10 protein-coding genes and 1 pseudogene are annotated in these 18,927 nt (G+C 75.6%); 2 read left to right on the top strand and 9 right to left on the bottom strand.

The genetic code is table 11. The annotated features are described in order from the left end of the window. Window positions 1–58: 58 nt before the first annotated feature. From ACFY4B_RS05855 to ACFY4B_RS05845, 3 genes are read right to left on the bottom strand one after another with little or no spacing between them, the layout of a single operon-like run. Window positions 59–1,465: a DHA2 family efflux MFS transporter permease subunit gene (locus tag ACFY4B_RS05855; protein WP_375874448.1), complete on the bottom strand. Its 1,407-nt coding sequence runs from the start codon at window positions 1,463–1,465 to the stop codon at window positions 59–61. Then, a complete protein-coding gene (locus ACFY4B_RS05850) occupies window positions 1,462–1,647 on the bottom strand; it encodes an MbtH family protein (protein WP_049656914.1) in 186 nt (61 codons plus the stop codon). Before ACFY4B_RS05850 ends, ACFY4B_RS05855 begins: the two co-directional genes overlap by 4 nt. Then, window positions 1,644–8,954, bottom strand: coding sequence for an amino acid adenylation domain-containing protein (locus tag ACFY4B_RS05845; RefSeq protein WP_387966624.1), 7,311 nt, complete (start codon window positions 8,952–8,954; stop codon window positions 1,644–1,646). Before ACFY4B_RS05845 ends, ACFY4B_RS05850 begins: the two co-directional genes overlap by 4 nt. A 231-nt stretch (window positions 8,955–9,185) precedes the next feature. Between ACFY4B_RS05845 and ACFY4B_RS05840 the strand changes: the two genes are divergently transcribed. Then, window positions 9,186–10,331, top strand: coding sequence for an amidohydrolase (locus ACFY4B_RS05840; protein ID WP_387966622.1), 1,146 nt, complete (start codon window positions 9,186–9,188; stop codon window positions 10,329–10,331). Window positions 10,332–10,449: 118 nt separating this feature from the next. Here ACFY4B_RS05840 and ACFY4B_RS05835 read toward each other — a convergent pair whose 3' ends face one another. The 6 genes and pseudogenes from ACFY4B_RS05835 to ACFY4B_RS05810 form a co-directional block, all read right to left on the bottom strand. Beyond that, complete coding sequence (locus ACFY4B_RS05835) at window positions 10,450–11,292, bottom strand: AMP-binding protein (RefSeq protein ID WP_049657881.1); 843 nt, start codon at window positions 11,290–11,292, stop codon at window positions 10,450–10,452. Beyond that, entirely contained in the window at window positions 11,292–11,525 is a 234-nt protein-coding gene (locus ACFY4B_RS05830) for a phosphopantetheine-binding protein (RefSeq protein WP_049657883.1), read from the bottom strand. Before ACFY4B_RS05830 ends, ACFY4B_RS05835 begins: the two co-directional genes overlap by 1 nt. Before the next feature lie 116 nt (window positions 11,526–11,641). After that, window positions 11,642–12,259 (bottom strand): annotated as a pseudogene (locus ACFY4B_RS05825) (isochorismatase family protein); the annotation flags it as partial. Between the two features lie 51 nt (window positions 12,260–12,310). After that, the gene (locus ACFY4B_RS05820; protein WP_387966621.1) at window positions 12,311–13,990 is read right to left on the bottom strand and encodes a (2,3-dihydroxybenzoyl)adenylate synthase; all 1,680 of its coding nucleotides are present in this window, start codon (window positions 13,988–13,990) and stop codon (window positions 12,311–12,313) included. Further along, a complete protein-coding gene (gene dhbC, locus ACFY4B_RS05815; RefSeq protein ID WP_387966745.1) occupies window positions 13,987–15,198 on the bottom strand; it encodes an isochorismate synthase DhbC in 1,212 nt (403 codons plus the stop codon). The genes ACFY4B_RS05820 and dhbC overlap by 4 nt, the downstream gene beginning before the upstream one ends. 94 nt (window positions 15,199–15,292) lie before the next feature. Then, window positions 15,293–16,108, bottom strand: coding sequence for a 2,3-dihydro-2,3-dihydroxybenzoate dehydrogenase (locus ACFY4B_RS05810; RefSeq protein WP_375874454.1), 816 nt, complete (start codon window positions 16,106–16,108; stop codon window positions 15,293–15,295). A 248-nt stretch (window positions 16,109–16,356) separates the two neighbouring features. On the opposite strand from ACFY4B_RS05810, the gene pepN reads away from it, so the two are divergent. Further along, window positions 16,357–18,846: an aminopeptidase N gene (gene pepN, locus ACFY4B_RS05805; protein ID WP_387966619.1), complete on the top strand. Its 2,490-nt coding sequence runs from the start codon at window positions 16,357–16,359 to the stop codon at window positions 18,844–18,846. Window positions 18,847–18,927: the final 81 nt, after the last annotated feature.

Raw genomic sequence — 18,927 nt, 5'->3', positions numbered from 1 at the left:
CGGTGGTCGTCCGCCGGGCCGCACGACGCGGCCGGGCGGACGACCACCTCCTGAGGGCTCAGTCCTCCGGCGGCGGGCCCGGGGCGTCGACCGGGAGGCGGACGGCCAGGAGGGCGCCGGCGGCGACCAGGGCCGCCGTGAGCCCGAGGGCGAGCCGGTACGGTCCGGCGCCCGCGCCGTCGCCGAACGCGCCGATGAGGGCCGCGGTGGCGGCGATGCCGAGGGCGCCGCCGAGGGTGCGCAGGATGGTGAACAGGCCCATCGCGCGGCCCATCGCGGGCGGCGGGACATCGGCGAAGCCGGCGATCTGGACGGTGAGCACGGCGGTGCCCAGCACCAGTCCGACGGCGAACATCAACGCCCGTACGGCCCACGGGTTCTCCGCGAAGCCGAGCGCGGCCAGCACGGCCGCCGCCAGCAGCAGCCCGGGCAGGGCCAGCCGGCGCGGGCCGAGGCGGGGCAGCAGGCGGTCCACCACCTGCGAGGCGGCCATCAGGCCGATCGCCTCCGGGAAGACGCTCAGCCCGGCGTCCAGGGCGGTGGCGCCGCGCGCCGCCTGGTAGAGCAGCGGCAGCACGAACAGGGCGCCCATCAGCCCGGCCGAGGTCAGCAGGGCCAGCCAGCTCGCCGTGCCGAAGGTGCGGTCGGCGAGCAGCCGCAGGTCCACCAGGGGTTCGGCGGTGCGCAGTTGGTGCCGTACGGCGGCGCCCAGCAGGACCAGGCCGAGCAGTCCGCCGAGGGCCACCCCCGGGGAGGTCCAGCCGTGCGCCGGGCCGAAGCCGAGGGCGTAGGTGAGCAGGCCGAGGCCGGGGGTGGCGAGCAGGAAGCCGGTGGTGTCGAAGCGGCCGGCCGGGGGCTCCTGTTCACCGCGCAGGCCGATCAGCCCGATCAGCACGGCGGCCGCGCCGATCGGCACGTTGACCAGGAACAACCAGTGCCAGGAGAGGTGTTCGGTGAGGAAGCCGCCGAGCGGCGGCCCGAGGGCGGGCATCAGCGCGGTCGGGACGATCAGGATGCGGCCCAGGCCGGCCCGCTCGTGCGGGGCGAAGGCCCGGAACAGCAGGGTCATCCCGACCGGTGTGAGCAGCCCGCCGGCCACGCCCTGGACGGCCCGGGCGGCGGACAGCGTGCCCAGGCCGGGCGCCGCCGCGCAGAGCGCGGAGGCGAGGGTGAAGGCGGCGAGCGAGCCGAGGAAGACCCGCTTGACGCCGTACCGGTCGCCGAGCCAGCCGGCCACCGGCAGTCCGAGGGCGAGGCCGACCAGGAAGGCGGTCTCCACGGCGTTCGCCGCCGAGACCGGGCGGCCGAAGTCCTCGGCGATGCTGAACAGCGCCGGGTTGACGATGGTCGAGTCCAGGCCGTTCATGCACATCGCGGCCGTGTAGACGACCACCACCGCGGCGCGCCCCGCGAGCAGGGGGCGCGCCGGGGCCTGGACCGCCGGAGGGGTTGCCGGAGGGGTCACAGCGTGGTCCAGTGCGCGGTGATCCACTCCAGGGCGGCCGGCCGCTCGCAGGGGCCGTGGGCGACGGTCCAACCGGCCGGGACGGCGGCGAAGGCGGGCCACAGGGAGTGCTGTCCCTCGGCGTTGACGAGCGCGAGGAACTCGCCGTCGGCGTCGAAGGGGTTGGCGGGGGCGTCACTCATCGGTGGTCTTCTCCATCGTCGGTCTTCTTGTCGGACTGCTTGTCGGACTGCTTGAGGTGGTCGGCAATCACGCTCGCGATGTGCGCGATCGGCTCGGGCAGGGTCATGTCCTTGTGGGAACAGGCCACGTCGGTGTTGGCGATCCGGCCGGACACGTACGGCGTCCACAGCTCGGGCACCAGGGTGTCGTCGATGGTGTCGACGGTGGCGCGGAAGAACAGCACGTCGCCGTCGAAGCGGCGGTGGTCGTAGCCGCGCACCAGGTGGTTGGTGTTGAGGTAGATCCGGTTCAGCGCGGCCACGGTGCTCTCGTCCAGCCCGGCGAGCGGGCTGCCCTCGCGGCGCAGCAGCGCGGTGACGGCGCCGAGTTCGAGCGGCAGGCCGTCGAGGTCCTCCGGTCCGAAGCCGCCCATGGTGAGCAGCGCCTCCAGCGCCTCGGCCTGGTCGGGGACGGGCAGCTCGCGGAAGCCCTCGGCCGGGTAGGCGTCCAGGATGGCGAGCAACTCGACCTGCTGGCCCAGCTCCTGGAGCCGGACGGCCACCGCGTGCGCGATGATCCCGCCGGTGGACCAGCCGAGCAGCCGGTACGGGCCCTCCGGCTGGACCTCGCGCAGCCGGCCGGCATAGTGCGCGGCCAGCTCCTCCAGCGTTTCCGGCAGCGGGAGTTCGGCGGTGGCGGCACCGACGCCCTGGGCCTGGAGGCCGTAGATCGGCACCTCGCCGGGCAGGTTGCGGATCAGGCCGGTGTAGCACCAGCTGAGGCCGCCGGCCGGGTGGACGGCGAACAGCGGGCGCTGCCGGCCGGGGTCGACGGGCCGCAGCGGCAGCAGCACGTCCAGGGCGTCGGCGCCGGGCGCGCCCACCGCGAGGGCGGCGTCCAGGGCGGCCACGGTGGACGCCTGGAACAGCGCGCCGATGCCGACCTCCAGTCCGAGCACCTCGCGGATCCGCCCGGCGAGCCGCACGACCAGCAGCGAGTGCCCGCCGAGTGCGAAGAAGTCGTCCTCGACGCCGACCGAGGCCACGCCCAGCACCTCGGCGAACAGTTCGCACAGCTGCTGCTCGCGCGGGGTGCGCGGCGGGCGGCCGGCGCCTGCGGCGGGGGCCTCGGGGGCGGGCAGGGCGCGGCGGTCGAGCTTGCCGTTGGCGGTCAGCGGGAGGCGGTCGAGCAGCACGACGGCGGAGGGCACCATGTGGGCGGGCAGTTCGGCGGCGGCGTGGGCGCGCAGCTCGTCCGGGGTGGCGGTGCCGACCGGTCCCACGGCGCCGACCGGGGAGACCGCGTAGCCGACCAGCCGCTTGTCCCCCGGCACGTCCTCCCGCACCACCACGGCGGCGTCGGCGACGGCCGGGTGGGCGGCCAGCACGGCCTCGATCTCGCCGAGTTCGATCCGGAAGCCGCGCAGCTTGACCTGCTGGTCGGCGCGGCCGAAGTACTCCAGGACGCCGTCGGCGCGGCGCCGGGCGAGGTCCCCGGAGCGGTACATCCGGGTGCCGCGCTCGCCGAACAGCGCGGCGTACGGGTCGGCGACGAAGCGGGTGGCGGACAGCTCGGGGCGGCCGAGGTAGCCGCGGGCCAGGCCCGCCCCGGCCACGTACATCTCGCCGGTGACACCGGGCGGGACGGGCTGGAGGTGCTGGTCGAGGACGTAGACCCGCAGGTCGGGGATGTTGACGCCGATGGTGCTGCTGCTCCCGGCGGCGGCGCTCGCCCGGTCCAGGGCGATGTACGAGACGTGCACGGTGGTCTCGGTGATGCCGTACATGTTGACCAGCGTGGGCGCGTCCTCGGCGTGCCGGTCGTACCAGTCGTCCAGCCGGGCGAGTTCGAGCGCCTCGCCGCCGAACACCACGTAGCGCAGGGCGAGTTCGCTGCCGGGGCGGTCCCGGTCGGCGGCGCTGAGCTGGTAGAAGGCGGACGGCGTCTGGTTGAGCACGGTGACCCGCTCGCGGGCGAGCAGGTCCAGGAAGGCCGCCGGGTCGCGGCTGACCAGGTGCGGGACGACGACCAGTCGGCCGCCGTGCAGCAGGGCGCCCCACAGCTCCCAGACCGAGAAGTCGAAGGCGTAGGAGTGGAACAGCGTCCACACGTCCTCGGCGCCGAAGCCGAACCAGTGGTCGGTGGCGCCGAACAGCCGGACCACGTTGCGGTGGGTGACCGGCACGCCCTTGGGCCGGCCGGTGGAGCCGGAGGTGTAGATGACGTACGCGGTGTCCTCAGCGCGCAGCGGGCGGGTGCGCTCGTGCTGCTCCAGCGGGACGGCCGGGAAGGCGGCGGACTCCGGCCCGTCGACCAGGAGTTGCCGCACCTCGTGGGCGGGCAGCCGGGGCGCGGTGGCGCGGTCGGTGAGCAGGGCGGCCGGGGTGGCGTCGGCCAGCATGTAGGCGAGCCGGTCGGCCGGGTAGTCGGGGTCGAGCGGCAGGTAGGCGGCGCCGGACTTGGCCACCGCCAGCAGGGCGACGACGAGTTCGAGCGAGCGCGGCAGGGCGAGCGCGACGATGGTGCCGGGACCGATGCCCTCGGCGGCCAGCAGCCGGGCCAACCGGTCCGCACGGGCGGCGAGTTCGGTGTAGTCGAGCTGCTCGTCCCGGTAGCCCACCGCCACGGCGTGCGGATGGGCGGCGGCGGCCGCCTCGAACAGCTCGGGCAGGGTGGCGTCCGAAGACGTGTCCACCGACGGGCCGTTCCACTCGACCAGGGCGCGCTGCCGCTCCTCCTCGCTGATCAGCGGCAGCAGGCCGATCGGGGTGTCGGGGGCGCTCGCGGCGGCGGTGAGCAGCCGGGTCAGGCGCTCCCCGAGGGCGGCCACGGTGGCGGCGTCGAAGAGGTCGGTGCGGTACTCCAGGAAGCCGCCGATGCCGCCGCCGGGCAGTTCCCCGGCGTTCAGGGTGAGGTCGAACTTGGCGGTGCCGCTGGGGATCGCGGCGATGTCGGCGGTGAGGCCGCCGCCCAGGGCGGTCCGCTCGTCCGGGCGGCTCTGCCAGGCGAGCATCACCTGGAACAGCGGGTGGCGGGCGAGCGAGCGGGCCGGGTTGAGCTCCTCGACCAGGCGGTCGAAGGGCAGTTCGGCGTGCTCGTGCGCGGCGAGCACGGTGCCGCGGACCCGGGCCAGCAGCTCGCGGAAGGTCGGGTCGCCGGAGGTGTCGGTGCGCAGCACCACCGAGTTGACGAAGTAGCCGACCAGCGCGGCGGTCTCCTCGTCCTCCCGGCCGGCCACCGGGGTGCCGACCGGGATGTCGGTGCCGGCGCCGTGCCGGGTGAGCAGGGCGGCGAGCCCGGCCTGGACGGCCATGAAGACGGTGCTGTCGGCGGCCCGGGCGAGCCCGGCCAGGGCGGTGTGCGCCTCGGCGCCGAGCGCGAAGGGCACGGTGGCCCCCTGGTGGCCGGCGACGGCCGGACGGGGGCGGTCGAGCGGAAGCTCCAGCTGGTCGGGCAGTCCGGCGAGCGCGGCGCGCCAGTGCTCCACCTGCCGGACGGCGAGCGGGCTGGGCGCGTCGGCGGTGCCGAGCCGCTCCCGCTGCCAGGCCGCGTGGTCGGCGAACTGGACGGCGAGTTCCGGCAGTTCCGGTTCCCGACCGGCGGCCCGGGCGCTGTAGGCGGCGGCCAGGTCGCGCAGCAGCGGGGTGGTGGAGGCGCCGTCGCCCGCGATGTGGTGGAGCAGCAGGAGCAGGGTGTGCCGCTCGGGGCCTTCGGTGAACAGGCTCGCGCGCAGCGGCGGTTCGGCGGTCAGGTCGAAGGCGTACCGGACTTCATCGGCCAGCTCTCCGGTGCTCCCGTGGAGTTCGGGCCGGAAATCGGAGAGGATGCGCTGGTACGGCGTGCCGTCCGGCTCCTCCCCGTAGACGGTGCGCAGGACTTCGTGCCGGGCGACGAGGTCGCCGAGCGCGAGGCCGAGGGCGTGCCGGTCGAGCGGGCCGGTGAGGGTGAGCGCCAGCGGGATGTTGTAGGTGGGGCTGGGGCCTTCGAGGCGGTGCAGGAACCAGAGCCCGCGCTGGGCGGGCGAGAGCGGCATCCGCTCGGTGCGCGGCACGGGCACCAGGGCGGGGCGGTGCTCGGGCTCCGCCGGGTCGAACAGGGCGGCCTGGTCGAGCAGTTCGACGAGGCCGGCCGGGGTCGGCTGCCGGAACACGTCGGCGAAGCCGACCGGGGCGGCGAAGGTCTCGCGCAGCCGGGCGGCGAGGCGGCCGGCGAGCAGCGAGTGGCCGCCGAGGTCGAAGAAGGAGGCCTCCCGGCCGGGTGCCTGCGGCAGGCCGAGGACCTCGGCGAACAGGCCGCAGACCAGTTCCTCCCGGGGCGTGGCCGCCGCGGTGCCCTCGGTGGCCGCGGCGGGCTCGGGCAGGGCCCGGTGGTCGAGCTTGTCGTGGGCGGTGCGCGGCAGTTCGTCCAGCAGCAGCACGGCCGCCGGGACCATGTGCGCGGGCAGCCGGGCGGCGAGCGCGGCGCGCAGCCCGTCCGGGTCGGGCGCGCTGCCGCTCTCCGGGACGGCGTAGCCGAGCAGGCGCTTGCCCTGCGGGCCGGGGCGGGCGATCACCACGGCCTGGGCGACGCCCGGGAGTTCGGCGAGGACGGCGGCGATCTCGCCGGGCTCGATCCGGAAGCCGCGGATCTTCACCTGGTCGTCGGCCCGGCCGAGGAACTCCAGGGTGTTGTCGGGGCGGCGCCGGGCGAGGTCGCCGGTGCGGTACATCCGGCTGCCGGGCGGGCCGAAGGGGTCGGCGAGGAAGCGTTCGGCGGTGAGGTCGGGGCGGCCGAGGTAGCCGCGGGCCAGGCAGGCGCCGGCCACGTACAGCTCGCCGGTGACGCCGTCGGGCGCGGGGCGCAGCGAGCCGTCCAGGACGTAGGCGCGGGAGCCGCGCACCACCCGGCCGCGCGGGGCGCCGTCCGGGCCCGGGGTCCAGGCGTAGGCGTCGACGGTGGTCTCGGTCGGGCCGTAGAGGTCGACCGGGTGCAGGCCGGGGACGGCGGCCAGGCGCTGCCAGAGGGCGGGCGGGGTGGCCTCGCCGCCGACCACGAGGACGGACGGGCGGTGCCGGCCCTCGTCCAGGATGCCTTCGGCGATCAGGACTTCGAGGTAGGAGGGGGTGAGGTCGAGGTAGTCGACGCGCTCGCGGTCGAGGTGGGCGGCGAGCGCGGCCGGGTCGCGGTAGGTGGCGTCGTCCAGCAGGTGGAGCTCGTGGCCGTGGACCATCCAGAGCACCGGGTCCCAGGAGGCGTCGAAGGCGAACGAGGCGCTGTGGGCGACGCGCAGCCGGTCCCGGCCGGCGCGGCGCAGGGCGGGGGCGACGTGGTCCTCGCCGAGGCCGGCGTGCAGGTTGGCCAGCGAGGCGTGGGTGACCACCACCCCCTTGGGGCGGGCGGTGGAGCCCGAGGTGTGCAACACGTAGGCGGGCTGGTCGAGTCGGGGCGCGGGCGGGGCGGTGTCGGGCTCGCCGGCCGCGTCCTGCGGGCGGACGACGGGCAGGCCGGCGGGCAGGCCGAGCCCGGCGAGGGCCTCGGCGGTGCCGATCGCGCAGACCGGGCGGGCGTCGGCCAGCACGGCGGCGAGGCGCCGCTCGGGGTGGGCGAGGTCGAGGGAGACGCAGGCGCCGCCCGCCTTGAGGACGGCGAGCATCGCCACCAGGGTGTCGGTGCCGCGCGGCAGGGCGATCGCGACCGGTGCGCCGTCCTTGACGCCGAGGGCGGTCAGCCGGTGGGCGAGCCGGTTGGCGGCGACGTCGAGCTGCCGGTAGGTCAGCGCGGCCGCGCCGGAGCGGACGGCGACGGCCTCCGGGGTGCGGGCGGCCTGGGCGGCGAACAGCTCGGGCACGGTCCGCTCGACCGGCGGCTCGGTACGGCCCTCGGTGGCGCGGCGCAGGCCGTCCGGGTCGAGCAGGTCGATCCGGGCGACGGGCGTCCGGGGGTCGGTGAGCAGCAGGTCGGCGAGGGCGTCGAGGTAGCGCAGCAGGCCGTCGCGGTGGGCGGCGAGGGAGGCGGCCCCGTAGCGGGCCGGGTCGGCGTCGATGACCAGGCGCAGCGCGCCGTCCGGGCCGGGCGAGACGTTCAGGGCGAGGTCGTCGACCGGGCCGGCGGCGAGGTTGCGGACGGTGCCGGGCAGGCCGGCCAGGTCGAGGTCGCTCTCGAAGGCCTTGATGTTGACCATCGGGCCGAACAGGGCGCGGCGGTCGCCGGTGCGGCCGAGGTCGCGGCGCAGCTCCTCCAGCGGGTAGCGCTGGTGGCGGCGGACGGCGCGCAGTTCGCGGACCACGGCGCGCAGCAGGGTCTCGGCGCTGTCGGCGGGGCGGACGGCGAGGCGCAGCGGGAGCACGTTGGCGGCGGCGACGGGGGTGCGCAGGGCGGCCGGGCCGCGGCGGTTGGCGAGCGGCAGGCCGAGGACGACGTCCTGAGTGCCGGTCAGGCGGTGCAGGTAGCCGGCCGCGGCGGCGAGGAGCAGCTCGGCCCAGGTGGCGCGGACGGCCTCGGCGGCGCGCTCCAGGCGGTCGCGGGTGCCGGCGGGCAGCTCGGCGGTGAGGCGGATCGATGCGCCGGACGCGCCGGCTTCGGGGGACGCGCCGGGCTCGGGGGACGCGCCGGACTCGGGGGTGCCCGGGAGGGTGGCCGGGGTGTCGGCGTCGGCCATCCGGGCCGACCAGTGGGCGCGGTCGGCCCCGTACTGCGCGCTCTCGCGGTAGGCGGCCTCCTCGGCGGCGGCCTCGGCGAGTCCGGCGAAGGGGTTCGGCGCGGGTTCGGCGCCGGTGGCGAGGGCGGTGTAGAGGGCCGCGACCCGGTCACCGAGGAGGGTCAACGCGTAGGCGTCGACGGCGAGGTGGTGGATGCGGCGGTACCAGAGCCGGCGGTCCCCGGTGAGCCGGATGAGCGCGTGGGTGAACAGCGGGCCCTCGGCGAGGTCGGCCGGGCGGGCGAGGTCGGCGCGCATCCAGGCCTCGGCCTCGGCGGCCGGGTCTTCGGCGGCGCGCAGGTCCAGGCGGTGCAGCGGCCAGTGGCGGCCGGGGCGCAGCCGCTGGCGGGGCGTGCCGTCCGGGTCGGTGACGACGACGGCGCTCAGCGCCTGGGCCTCCTCCACCGCCTGCCGCAGCGCCTGTTCGAACCGCTCGTCGTCGAGCGGGCCGGTGATCTCGACGGCGTCGCCGGTGTTGTAGACCGGACTGTCGGGGTCGAGGGCCTGGGCGTACCAGATGGCGGCCTGGGCGGCGAGCAGGGGGACGTCGGCGGCCTGACCGTCGACGGTCCGGCCGTGGGCGGCCCGACTGTCGGCGATCTGGCTGTCGACGGTCTGACTGTCGGCGATCTGGGTTTCGACGGCAGGCATGGGGTGGAGAGCTCCTCGGGGGATCCGGAACGCCTTACTTAGGTTAGCCTAATCTAAGTTCATATGATCTGGTCAACGGCCCCGCAGGGTCGGGCCCCTGACACCCCGGAGACGCCACCCGTGCCCCAGACCGAACCGCTGCCGCAGAGCGCCGAACCAACTGGACCAACCGAACCAACCGAACCAACCGGGCCCACCGAACCCACCGGACCCAGCGCCGCCAAGCGGGCCGTGCGCGAGCGCGTCCTCGCCCTGCGGGCGGAACTCCTCGCGCTCAGCCACCGCATCCACGCCCACCCCGAGACCGCCTTCGAGGAGCACCTGGCGGCCGCCTGGTGCTCCGAACTGCTGCGCGCACACGGCTACTCGGTCACCGCGCCCGCCCACGGCCTGGCCACGGCCTTCGACGCACGCCTCGGCAGCGGGCCGGTCACCGTCGCGCTGGTCTGCGAGTACGACGCCCTGCCCGGACTCGGCCACGCCTGCGGGCACAACCTGATCGCCGCCGCCGGGATCGGCGCGGCGCTCGGGCTCGCCCCGTACGCGGACGAACTCGGGCTCACCGTACGGGTGATCGGCGCGCCGGCCGAGGAACGCGGGGCGGGCAAGGCCCTGCTGCTGGAGGCCGGGGCGTTCGACGGGGTGGACGCGGCCATGATGGTCCACCCCTGCCCCGTCGAGGTCGCCGACTTCCGCTCCTTCGCCCTCGGCACGCTCTCCGTCCGCTACACCGGGCGCGCCGCCCACCCGAGCCTCGACCCGCACCGGGGGCGCAACGCCGCCGACGCGCTCACCGTCGCCCAGGTCGCGATCGGGCTGCTGCGCCAGCACCTCCCGCCGCAGTGGCGGGTGCACGGCATCACCACGGCGGCCGGCACGGCGCCGAACCTGATCCCGGACAGCGCGAGCGCCGAGTACGAGATCCGGGCCTCGGCGGCCGAGGACCTCGCCGAACTGCGCTCCCGGGTCGAGGACTGCTTCCGCGCCGGGGCGCTCGCCACCGGCTGCGAGGTGGAACTGACCCGACCCGAGCCGGACTACCTGGACATGCGCTCCGACCCCCGGCTGCTGACGCTGTGGCGGGCCAACGCGGCGGCGCTCGGCCGGCCGGAACCGGTCGAGAGCGGACCCTTCGCCTGTACGGACATGGGGAACGTGTCGCACGCGGTGCCGTCGATCCATCCGGTGCTGGACATCACCGGCGGCGCCTGCGCCCCGCACGAGGAGGCGTTCGCCGAGGCGGCGCTGGGCGCGGAGGCGGAGCGGGCGGTGCTGGACGGCGCGGTGGCGATGGCGTGGACGGCGGCGGACCTGGCGGCGGATCTTGCGGCGGAGTCGGCGGAGTCGGCGGAGTCGGCGGCAGCGACGAACGAATGACGGCCGACAACTTTCAGCGAACAGATAACGAAATCTGTTCGCTGAAAGTTGTCATCTGTCATCTGTTACCCGTCGACCGTCTTCCGTCAGCCGTCGCCCCCGGCGCCCCGGGTCCCGCTCACCCGCCGAGCAGCACCCCGGGCGCCACCCGCACCGCCGTCACGCCCAACTCCCGCACCAGCGCCCCGACCTCGCCCTCCTGCCACGGGTCGGCGAGCACCACGGCGGCGCCGGTCCGCAGCGGCCACAGGTACTCCCAGAGCGGCAGGCCCAGCTGCAGCACCCGGTCGCCCGGCCCGAGCGGGTGGGCCGCCTGGAGCTCGCGCACCCGGCGGTCCGCCTCGGCGTGGGTGAGCCGGACGGCGCTCGGGCGCCCGCCCGGGCCGTACCCGACGCAGAGCAGATGGTGCGGGGTCAGCGCCCGGGGCGGGTCGGTGGGCAGCTCGCCCTCCGTCTCCAGCCCGGCCAGCGCCCCCGGCACTCCCTCCCCCAGCACGCAGACCGGAGCGTTCTCCACGAGCAGCCGCTCGCGCCGCCCGGGCGTGTCCGACGGGTCCAGCGGAAGGTACGCCGCACCCGACTTCGCCACCGCCAGCAGCGCCGTCACCAGCTCCGCCGGACGGCGGAACGCCGCCAGGCCGACCACCGCACCCGGGCGGGCCCCACAGGCGGCCAGGGCGCGCGCCAGCCGGTTGGCCGAGGCGTTCAACTCCCGGTAGCCGACGGTCTCCCCACCCGCGAGCACCAGCGCCGGCGCGTCCGGCGTCCGCGCCGCCTGCGCCTCGACCGGCCCCACCGCGGTGGTGGCCGGGTAGCGCACCGTCCGGCGCGGCAGCGGAGGCAGTTCGGGCACCTCGGGCAGCACCGCCCCGCGGGCCGCGTCCCGGTCCCCGTCCCGAACCGGCTCCCGGAGCGGATCCCGCACCGAGTCCCGCAGCGCCTCGCCCACCCCCGCCGCCATCACGCCGCGCCCAGCAGCTCGGCCCAGGCCTCGATCGCCGGGCGCTCCGCGAGCTGGACGAACGCCACCTCGGCGCCTTCCTCCTGCCAGCGCCCGGCGAGGGTCATCAGCCGGATGGAGTCCAGCCCCCAGTCGACCAGGTTCTCGTCCAGCGGGATCTCCGCCGGGTCCTCGCCGAGCAGGTCGGCGACCTCGGCCCGGATCCGCTCCACCGTGAAGCCCGTACCCGTCACTTGCCGCCCACCCCTTCGAGCACGTCGATCTCTGCGGTGTCCAAACCGGCCGCGGCGTCCAGGCCGGCCACGGCATCCAGGCCGGCCGCCGCAGCGGCCGGAGCCATCGCCCCGAGCACGGTCTCCGCCGTGGCGACCATCCCGCAGCGCCCGGCCACCCAGGCCAGCGCACCGCGGTGCTCCGCCGGGCCGAAGTCGGCGACCGCGTCGGCCACCACGAAGGCCTGCACGTCCCGCATCCAGGCGTCGCAGGCGGTCGCCTGTACCCCGATGTGCGCGTACACGCCGGTGATCACCAGCTGGTCCCGCCCCTGCTCGCGCAGCAGCTGCTCCAACTCGGTGCGCACGAAGGCGCTGTACTTCCACTTGGTGAGAACGGTGTCGCCCGACGCGGGAGCGACGGCGTCGGCGATCGCGGTGGCCCGCGGGTCGGCCGGGATGCCCGGGCCCCAGAAGTCCTGCTGCAGCCCGCGCTCGGCCGGGCTCTGTCCGCCGAGCTGCGCCGAGTACACGACGGGCACGCCGGCGGCACGCGCGGCCTCCGCCAACGCCTGGACGTTGCCGAGGAGTTCGGGCACCGGCGCGGCCTCGGCGTCGAAGGCGTCCAGGAAGTGGTTCTGCAGGTCGTGCACCAGCAGGACGGCGCGCGCCGGGTCGACCGTCCAGGAGACCCGGTTGGCGGGCAGTTCCTCGGCGGCGGGCATGGGATAGCGGGGAATGCGGGGCAGGCCCACGGTGGTGTTCCTTAGCTAGATGTGGCGAGGTGGCGACGACGGACGGAGGCGTCAGCCGGTGGTCAGCGAGGCCGCGATCGCGGCCCGCAGCTCCTTCTTGCTGACCTTCCCGATCCCGGTGGCCGGGAAGGCGGCGACGAACTCGACCCGGTCCGGCACCTTGTACTCGGCGAGCCCGCGCTGTCGCACAAACCGCTTCAACTCGACGCTCTTCGGGGGCTGTTCACGACTCTCGGCGCGCAGCACCACATACGCGCAGGTGCGCTCGCCCAGGTACGGGTCGGGCATCGACACCACCGCCGCGTCGTGCACCGCGGGGTGCGCGAGCAGGTGGTTCTCGATCTCCTCGGCGGCGACCTTCTCCCCGCCCCGGTTGATCTGGTCCTTGGCCCGCCCCTCGACCACCAGGTGGCCGGTGGGGGTGCGCCGGACCAGGTCCCCGGTGCGGTAGAAGCCGTCCGCCGTGAAGGAGTCGGCGTTGTGCCCGGGCGCGTTCCAGTAGCCGCGGATGGTGTACGGGCCGCGCGTGAGCAGGTGTCCGGTGGCGCCGTCGGGCAGGTCCCGGTCCTGGTCGTCCACGACCCGGACCTCGTCGTCGGGCGAGATCGGCCGGCCCTGGGTGGTGGTGACCAGCTCCTCCGGGTCGTCCAGCCGGGTGTAGTTGACCAGGCCCTCGGCCATCCCGAACACCTGCTGGAGCGTGCAGCCCAGCACCGGGCGCACCCTCCGGGCCGCCTCCTCGCTGAACTTGGCGCCGCCGACCAGCAGCACCTCCAGGCTCTCGTAGCCGCGGGCGCCGCGCTCGGCGGCGTCCAGCCAGAGCAGCGCGAGCGGCGGCACCAGCCCGGTGATGGTCACGCCCTCGCGCTCGATCAGCGGGAAGGCCGTCTCGGGGGCGGGCTGCGGGCAGAGCACCACCCGACCGCCGGCGTACAGCGTGCCGAGCGAACCCGGCGAACTGAGCGGGAAGTTGTGGGCGGCGGGCAGCACGCACAGGTACACGCTGTCCGGGTCCTGGCCGCACAGCTCGACCGAGCCGCGCAGCGAGTAGATGTAGTCGTCGTGGGTGCGCGGGATCAGCTTCGGCACGCCGGTGCTGCCGCCGGAGAGCTGGAGGAAGGCGACGTCCTCGGGACCGGGCTCCCCGCCGAAGGCCTCCGGGCCGGGCCCGTCGCAGGGCACGTCCGCGAGCCGGACGTGCTCCCCCGGGTCCTCGCCGGCCACCAGCACCAGCCGCAGCCCGGGGTTCTCCGCCCGTACCCGGCTGGCGAGTTCGCGGTAGTCGAAGCCGCCCTCGACGGCGGGCACCACGTACGCCGCCGCCCCGGTGAAGGAGCAGAAGTACCCGATCTCGGCGTACCGGTGGGCGGGCAGCGCGAAGACCGGCAGCGCGCCGATCCGGAACAGCGCGAACACGACCTCGAAGAACTCGGCGGCGTTGGGCAGTTGGACCACCACCCGGTCCCCGGCCCGGATGCCCCGGGCGAGCAGTCCGGCGGCCATCCGGTCGGCCCGGCGGTCGAGTTCGGCGTACGTCCAGCGCCGCTCGGTCGCCGCCACGCCGTGGCCGCCCGGGTCGACGACGGCGGTGCGCCCGCCGTGCTCGGCGGCGCGCTCGCGCAGCATCCGCCCGAAGGTCTCGCCGCGCCAGTACCCGGCGGCCCGGTAGCGCTCGGCGAACTCGGCGGGGTACGGGGTGAAGCCCGCCCGGGCCGTCTCCAGCGGCGTCACCGGGCCACCCCCGCGGCGTCCAGGAAGGTGCGGAACTTGGCACTGGTCTCGGCGAGTTCGGCCTCCGGCCGGGACTGCTCGACCACGCCGGCGCCGGCGTACACCCGCAGCGTCCGCCCCTCCGCCTCGGCGCAGCGGATGGTGACCACCCACTCGCCGTCGCCGGTCGCGTCCTCCCAGCCGACCATGCCGGTATAGAGGCCGCGGTCGAAGGGCTCGACCTCGCCGATCACCCGGCGGGCGACGTCCGTCGGCGTGCCGCAGACCGCCGGGGTGGGGTGCAGCGCGCAGGCCAGTTCGAGGGCGGAGACCGTCGGGTCGGCCAGCTCGCCGCGGATCGTGGTGGCCAGGTGCCACATCGCGGCCGTCCGTACCAGGGTGGGCCGTTCGGGCACCTCCAGGGTGCGGCAGTACGGCGCCAGCGCCTCGCGGATGGCGTCCACCACGACGGCGTGCTCGTGCAGGTCCTTGGGCGACTCCAGCAGCGCGGCGGCGCGCCGGACGTCCTCGCCGAGGTCCTCGCTGCGCGGTACGGAGCCGGCCAGCGGGTTGGCCAGCACGGCCGTTCCCCGCCGGGAGAGCAGGAGTTCGGGGCTGGCGCCGACCAGGGTGCGGCCGCCGCCGGACGGGACGGCGAAGGTGTAGCCGCCCGGGTCGCGGCGGGCCAGCCGCTGCAGGATGGCGGGCAGGTCGAGCGGCTGTTCGGCGCTCAGCTCCAGCGTCCTGGCCAGCACCACCTTGCTCAACTCCCCTCCGCGCAGCCGCTCGACGGCGGCCGCGACGCCCGCGCCGTACGCCTCGGGCGCGGGCACCGGGTCGATCCGCCAGTCGGCCTGCTCGGCCGCCGGCGCGGGCAGGGCGATCAGCGGGTCGTCGCGCAGCGCCCCGGCGGTGCGGACCCGGGCGGGGACGGCGAGTTCGACCCGACTGTCCCGGTCGAACGCCACCGCGCCGACCACCAGCGGCCGTTCGACGCCGGAGCGGCCCGCCTCGGCCAGCGTCTCGGCGACCCGCACCGGCAGCGGCCGCCCGTCCTGCGGCACCCGGGCGTGCACCCCGGAGCCGAGCAGGGTGCGGGTCGGCGAGGCGAAGAACGCCTCGTCGGAGCCGGCCCGGTACTGGCCGAGCAGTCCGCTGGCCGCGCCGATGACGGCGTGGTCCTGGCCCTCGGCGAGGGCGGTCGCCGGGGCGTCGGGCCCGGCGGGTATCGGCCCGGCGGGGGCGTGGTGCACCGTGGTCACGGCGGTTTCTCCAGTCTGGGACGGTTCTTCGGGGGTGGGAGGAGGACCGGCGGCGTTCCGCTCAGGCGCGCAGGGTCGCGCCGCCGTCGACGTACAGGTCGTGCATGGTGATGTGCCGCGCCCGGTCGGAGGCCAGGAACACCACGGCCTCCGCGATGTCGGCGGGCGCGGCGATCCGCCCGAGCGGGATGCCGACCCGCCAGGCGCCCAGGTCGCCCTCGATCACCCGGCGTTCGGCCGCCTCGGCGTCCTCGCCCCACAGCGCGCGCTGCATCGCGGTGTCGGTCGAGCCGGGCGACACCACGTTGCACCGCACCCCGGACCGGGCGAGCTCCAGCCCCAGGCAGCGGGTGAACATGGTGGCCGCCGCCTTGGACGCCGCGTAGGCGGCCATCCCGGCGCGCGGCACCCCGGCGGCGTTGGAGCCGACGGTCACGACCGCCCCGCGTCCGCGGTCCGCCATCCGGCGGCCGACGGCGCGGCTGGTGTGGAAGACGCCGGTGGTGTTGACGGCGAAGGTGTCCGCCCAGTCCCCGTCGGTGAGTTCGACGACCGGGGCGGTGCGCAGGATTCCCGCGACGTTGACCAGCACGCCGATCGGTCCGAGCCGGCTCTCGATCGACTCCACGGTGCTGTCGACCGCCCGGGCGTCCGAGACGTCCAGCGCGTAGGGACGCACGGACGGCAGTTCGGCCGCCAGCGCGTCGATCCCGCCGGGATCGCGGTCCACCGCCGCGACGACGGCTCCCTCGGCCACCAGCGCCCGCACCACGGCCGCGCCGATGCCCTGCCCGGCCCCGGTGACCATCGCGACGGCACCGGCGAATTCGGACTGTTGCTGCACAGGACATCCCCTCCGACCAGCAAGATTAGGCAAGCCTAACCTAACACAGCTGTTCGCCTGTGCCGAGCGCCTGTACGAATCCCGCTGCTTCGCCGTCAACTCGCTCCGGACGCACGGAGGCCGTCCGCCCCGGACGATCCGGCGGCCCCGGTCTCCTTCCGGCACCGAAGAACCGGCACCGAGAAGCGGGCATCGAAGAGCGGGTGCCAAAAGGCCAGCACCAAAAAGCGGGTGCCGAAAAACGGGTGCCGCCCACCCGTGGATGAAGCAGCATGACCCGTATGTCTGATACCTCAGTACTCACCCGGGCCGAGGCCGTCGAGCGCCACCGCCTGCTCGACGTCCGCACCGTCCGCCTCGACCTCGACCTGACCCGCGGTCGGGAGGTCTTCGGCTCCACCACGGTGATCCGCTTCGGCTGCACCACCCCGGGCGCCGGGACCTACGTGGACGTCAAACCGGCCGCGCTCCGCCGGGTGGTGCTGAACGGCCGCGAACTGGACGTCGCCGCGCTGCGCGCCGGGCGCTTCCCGCTGACCGGTCTGGCGGCCGACAACGAGCTCACCGTCGAGGCCGACATGGCCTACTCGCACACCGGCGAGGGCATGCACCGCTTCACCGACCCGGCCGACGGCGAGGACTACGTCTACACCCAGTCCTTCCTCGACGACGGCCCGCGGGTGTTCGCGTCCTTCGACCAGCCCGACCTCAAGGCGCGGTACACGGTGTCCGTCACCGCGCCGCGGCAGTGGACCGTGGTCGGCAACGGCGTGGGCCGCCAGGTCACGCCCGGGCGCTGGGAGTTCGCGCCCACCCCGGCGATCAGCAGCTACCTGGTCTCCGTGGTGGCCGGCCCGCTGCACTCGGTACGCGCCGAGCACGACGGGATCCCGCTCGGCCTGCACTGCCGCCGCTCGCTCGCCGCCCACCTGGACGCCGACGCCCCCGAGCTGCTGGAGGTCACCCGGCAGGGCTTCGACCACTACCACCGGGTCTTCCGGCACCGCTACCCCTTCGACAGCTACGACCAGTGCTTCGTCCCGGAGTTCAACGCCGGCGCGATGGAGAACCCGGGCTGCGTCACACTGCGCGACGAGTTCGTCTTCCGCTCCGCCGTGGACGACACCAGGCGCGAGGAGCGCGCCCTGGTGGTGGTGCACGAGATGGCGCACATGTGGTTCGGCGACCTGGTCACCATGAAGTGGTGGGACGACCTGTGGCTGAACGAGTCCTTCGCCGAGTACATGGCCTACAGCGTCACCGCCTCCTCCACCCGCTTCACCAGTGCCTGGACCGGCTTCGCCGCCAACCGCAAGGCCTGGGGCTACGACGCCGACCAGCGCCCCTCCACCCACCCGGTGGCACCCGGCACGGTGGACGACACCGCCCAGGCGCTGCAGAACTTCGACGGCATCTCCTACGCCAAGGGCGCCGCCGCGCTGCGCCAGCTGGTCGCCTGGCTCGGCGAGGAGGCCTTCCTGGCCGGCGTCAACGACTACTTCGACGAGCACGCCTTCGGCAACGCCACCCTCGACGACCTGCTCCGGGCCCTGGCCGCGACCAGCGGCCGCGACGTCCACGGCTGGGCCGACCGCTGGCTGCGCACCACCGGCGTGGACACCCTGCGGCTGACCGACGGCCGGATCGAGCACACCTCGGCCGACGGCGGGCCGCGCCCGCACCAGCTGACCGTGGGCCACTACCGGCGCACCGCCGAGGGCGCCCTGGAGCTGGCCGACCGCGTGCCGCTCGACCTGGCGGCCGACGGCACCGCGGCGGTGAAGGCCGACGCCGAGCTGACCCTGCTCAACGACACCGACCTCAGCTTCGTCAAGATCCGTCTCGACCCCGGCTCCTGGCGAACCGTGCGCTCCTCGCTCGGCGCCGTACCCGAGGAGCTGGCCCGGGCCGTGCTCTGGAGCGCCGCCCGGGACCAGGTGCGCGACGGGGAGCTGGCGCCCGGCGAGTACCTGGAGCTGGTCGCCGCCCACCTGCCCGGCGAGACCTCGGTGCACCTGGTCGACGCGGTGCTCTCCTTCGCCCGCGACTTCGTGGTGGACTGCGCCGTGCCGCCGACCGCACGGCCGGCGGCACTGGCCGTCCTGAACGAGGTCTGCCGCACCCTGCTGCGGCGCACCGAGGACGAAACGGACCGCACCGGGCTGCGCCTGGTGGCCGCGCGCGGCGTGATCGGCACCGCCGCCGGCGAGGCGCAGGCCGCCGAGCTGCGCGACTGGCTGGCGGCCGGCACCGTGCCCGGCGGGCCGGTGCTCGACCCGGACCTGCGCTGGCAGCTGCTGCTGCGGCTGTGCGTGCTCGGCGCGGCGGGCGAGCCGGAGATCGCCGCCGAACTCGCCGCCGACCCCAGCGACACCAGCGAGAAGGGCGCCGCGCGCTGCCGCGCCGCACTGCCCGACCCGGGGGCCAAGGAGGCCGCCTGGCAGGCGCTGTTCCACGGCGAGCTCTCCAACTACCTGGCCGCGGCCACCGCCAGGGGCCTGTGGCAGCCCGAGCAGGCCGAGCTGCTGGACGGGCTGACCGCCCGCTACTTCGAGGAGCTGGGGTCGGCCGCCGCCCGCCGCGGCCCCGCACTGGCCCGGGTGCTCGCCACCACGGGCTTCCCCGCCTTCGCCGCCACCGAACGGACGGTACGGGCAGCCGAGGCCTGCCTGGCCGACCCGGAGCTCACCGCGGCGACCCGGCGCGGACTGGTGGACCAGCTGGACACCCTGCGCCGCGCCGTCCGGGCACGGGCGCGGGCCGAGCGGTAGCACCCCCCGGCGGGCGGTAGGCGGCGGCGTGGCCCGGGTGGTCGCGCCGCCGTCTCGTGCTGTCCCGTGCCGCCGCACCGC

The sequence above is a fragment of the Kitasatospora sp. NPDC001261 genome (genome assembly GCF_042896795.1).
Classification (GTDB): domain Bacteria; phylum Actinomycetota; class Actinomycetes; order Streptomycetales; family Streptomycetaceae; genus Kitasatospora.
Note: the sequence above shows the minus strand (reverse complement) of the source record. Positions and strands in the feature narration are given on the sequence as shown.

What these genes read in the sequence shown, in the direction of transcription:
- ACFY4B_RS05850 (WP_049656914.1), bottom strand. Translation starts at nt 1,647, where the DNA reads ATGAGTGACGCCCCCGCCAACCCCTTCGACGCCGACGGCGAGTTCCTC.
- ACFY4B_RS05845 (WP_387966624.1), bottom strand. Translation starts at nt 8,954, where the DNA reads ATGCCTGCCGTCGAAACCCAGATCGCCGACAGTCAGACCGTCGACAGC.
- ACFY4B_RS05835 (WP_049657881.1), bottom strand. Translation starts at nt 11,292, where the DNA reads ATGGCGGCGGGGGTGGGCGAGGCGCTGCGGGACTCGGTGCGGGATCCG.
- pepN (WP_387966619.1), top strand. Translation starts at nt 16,357, where the DNA reads ATGTCTGATACCTCAGTACTCACCCGGGCCGAGGCCGTCGAGCGCCAC.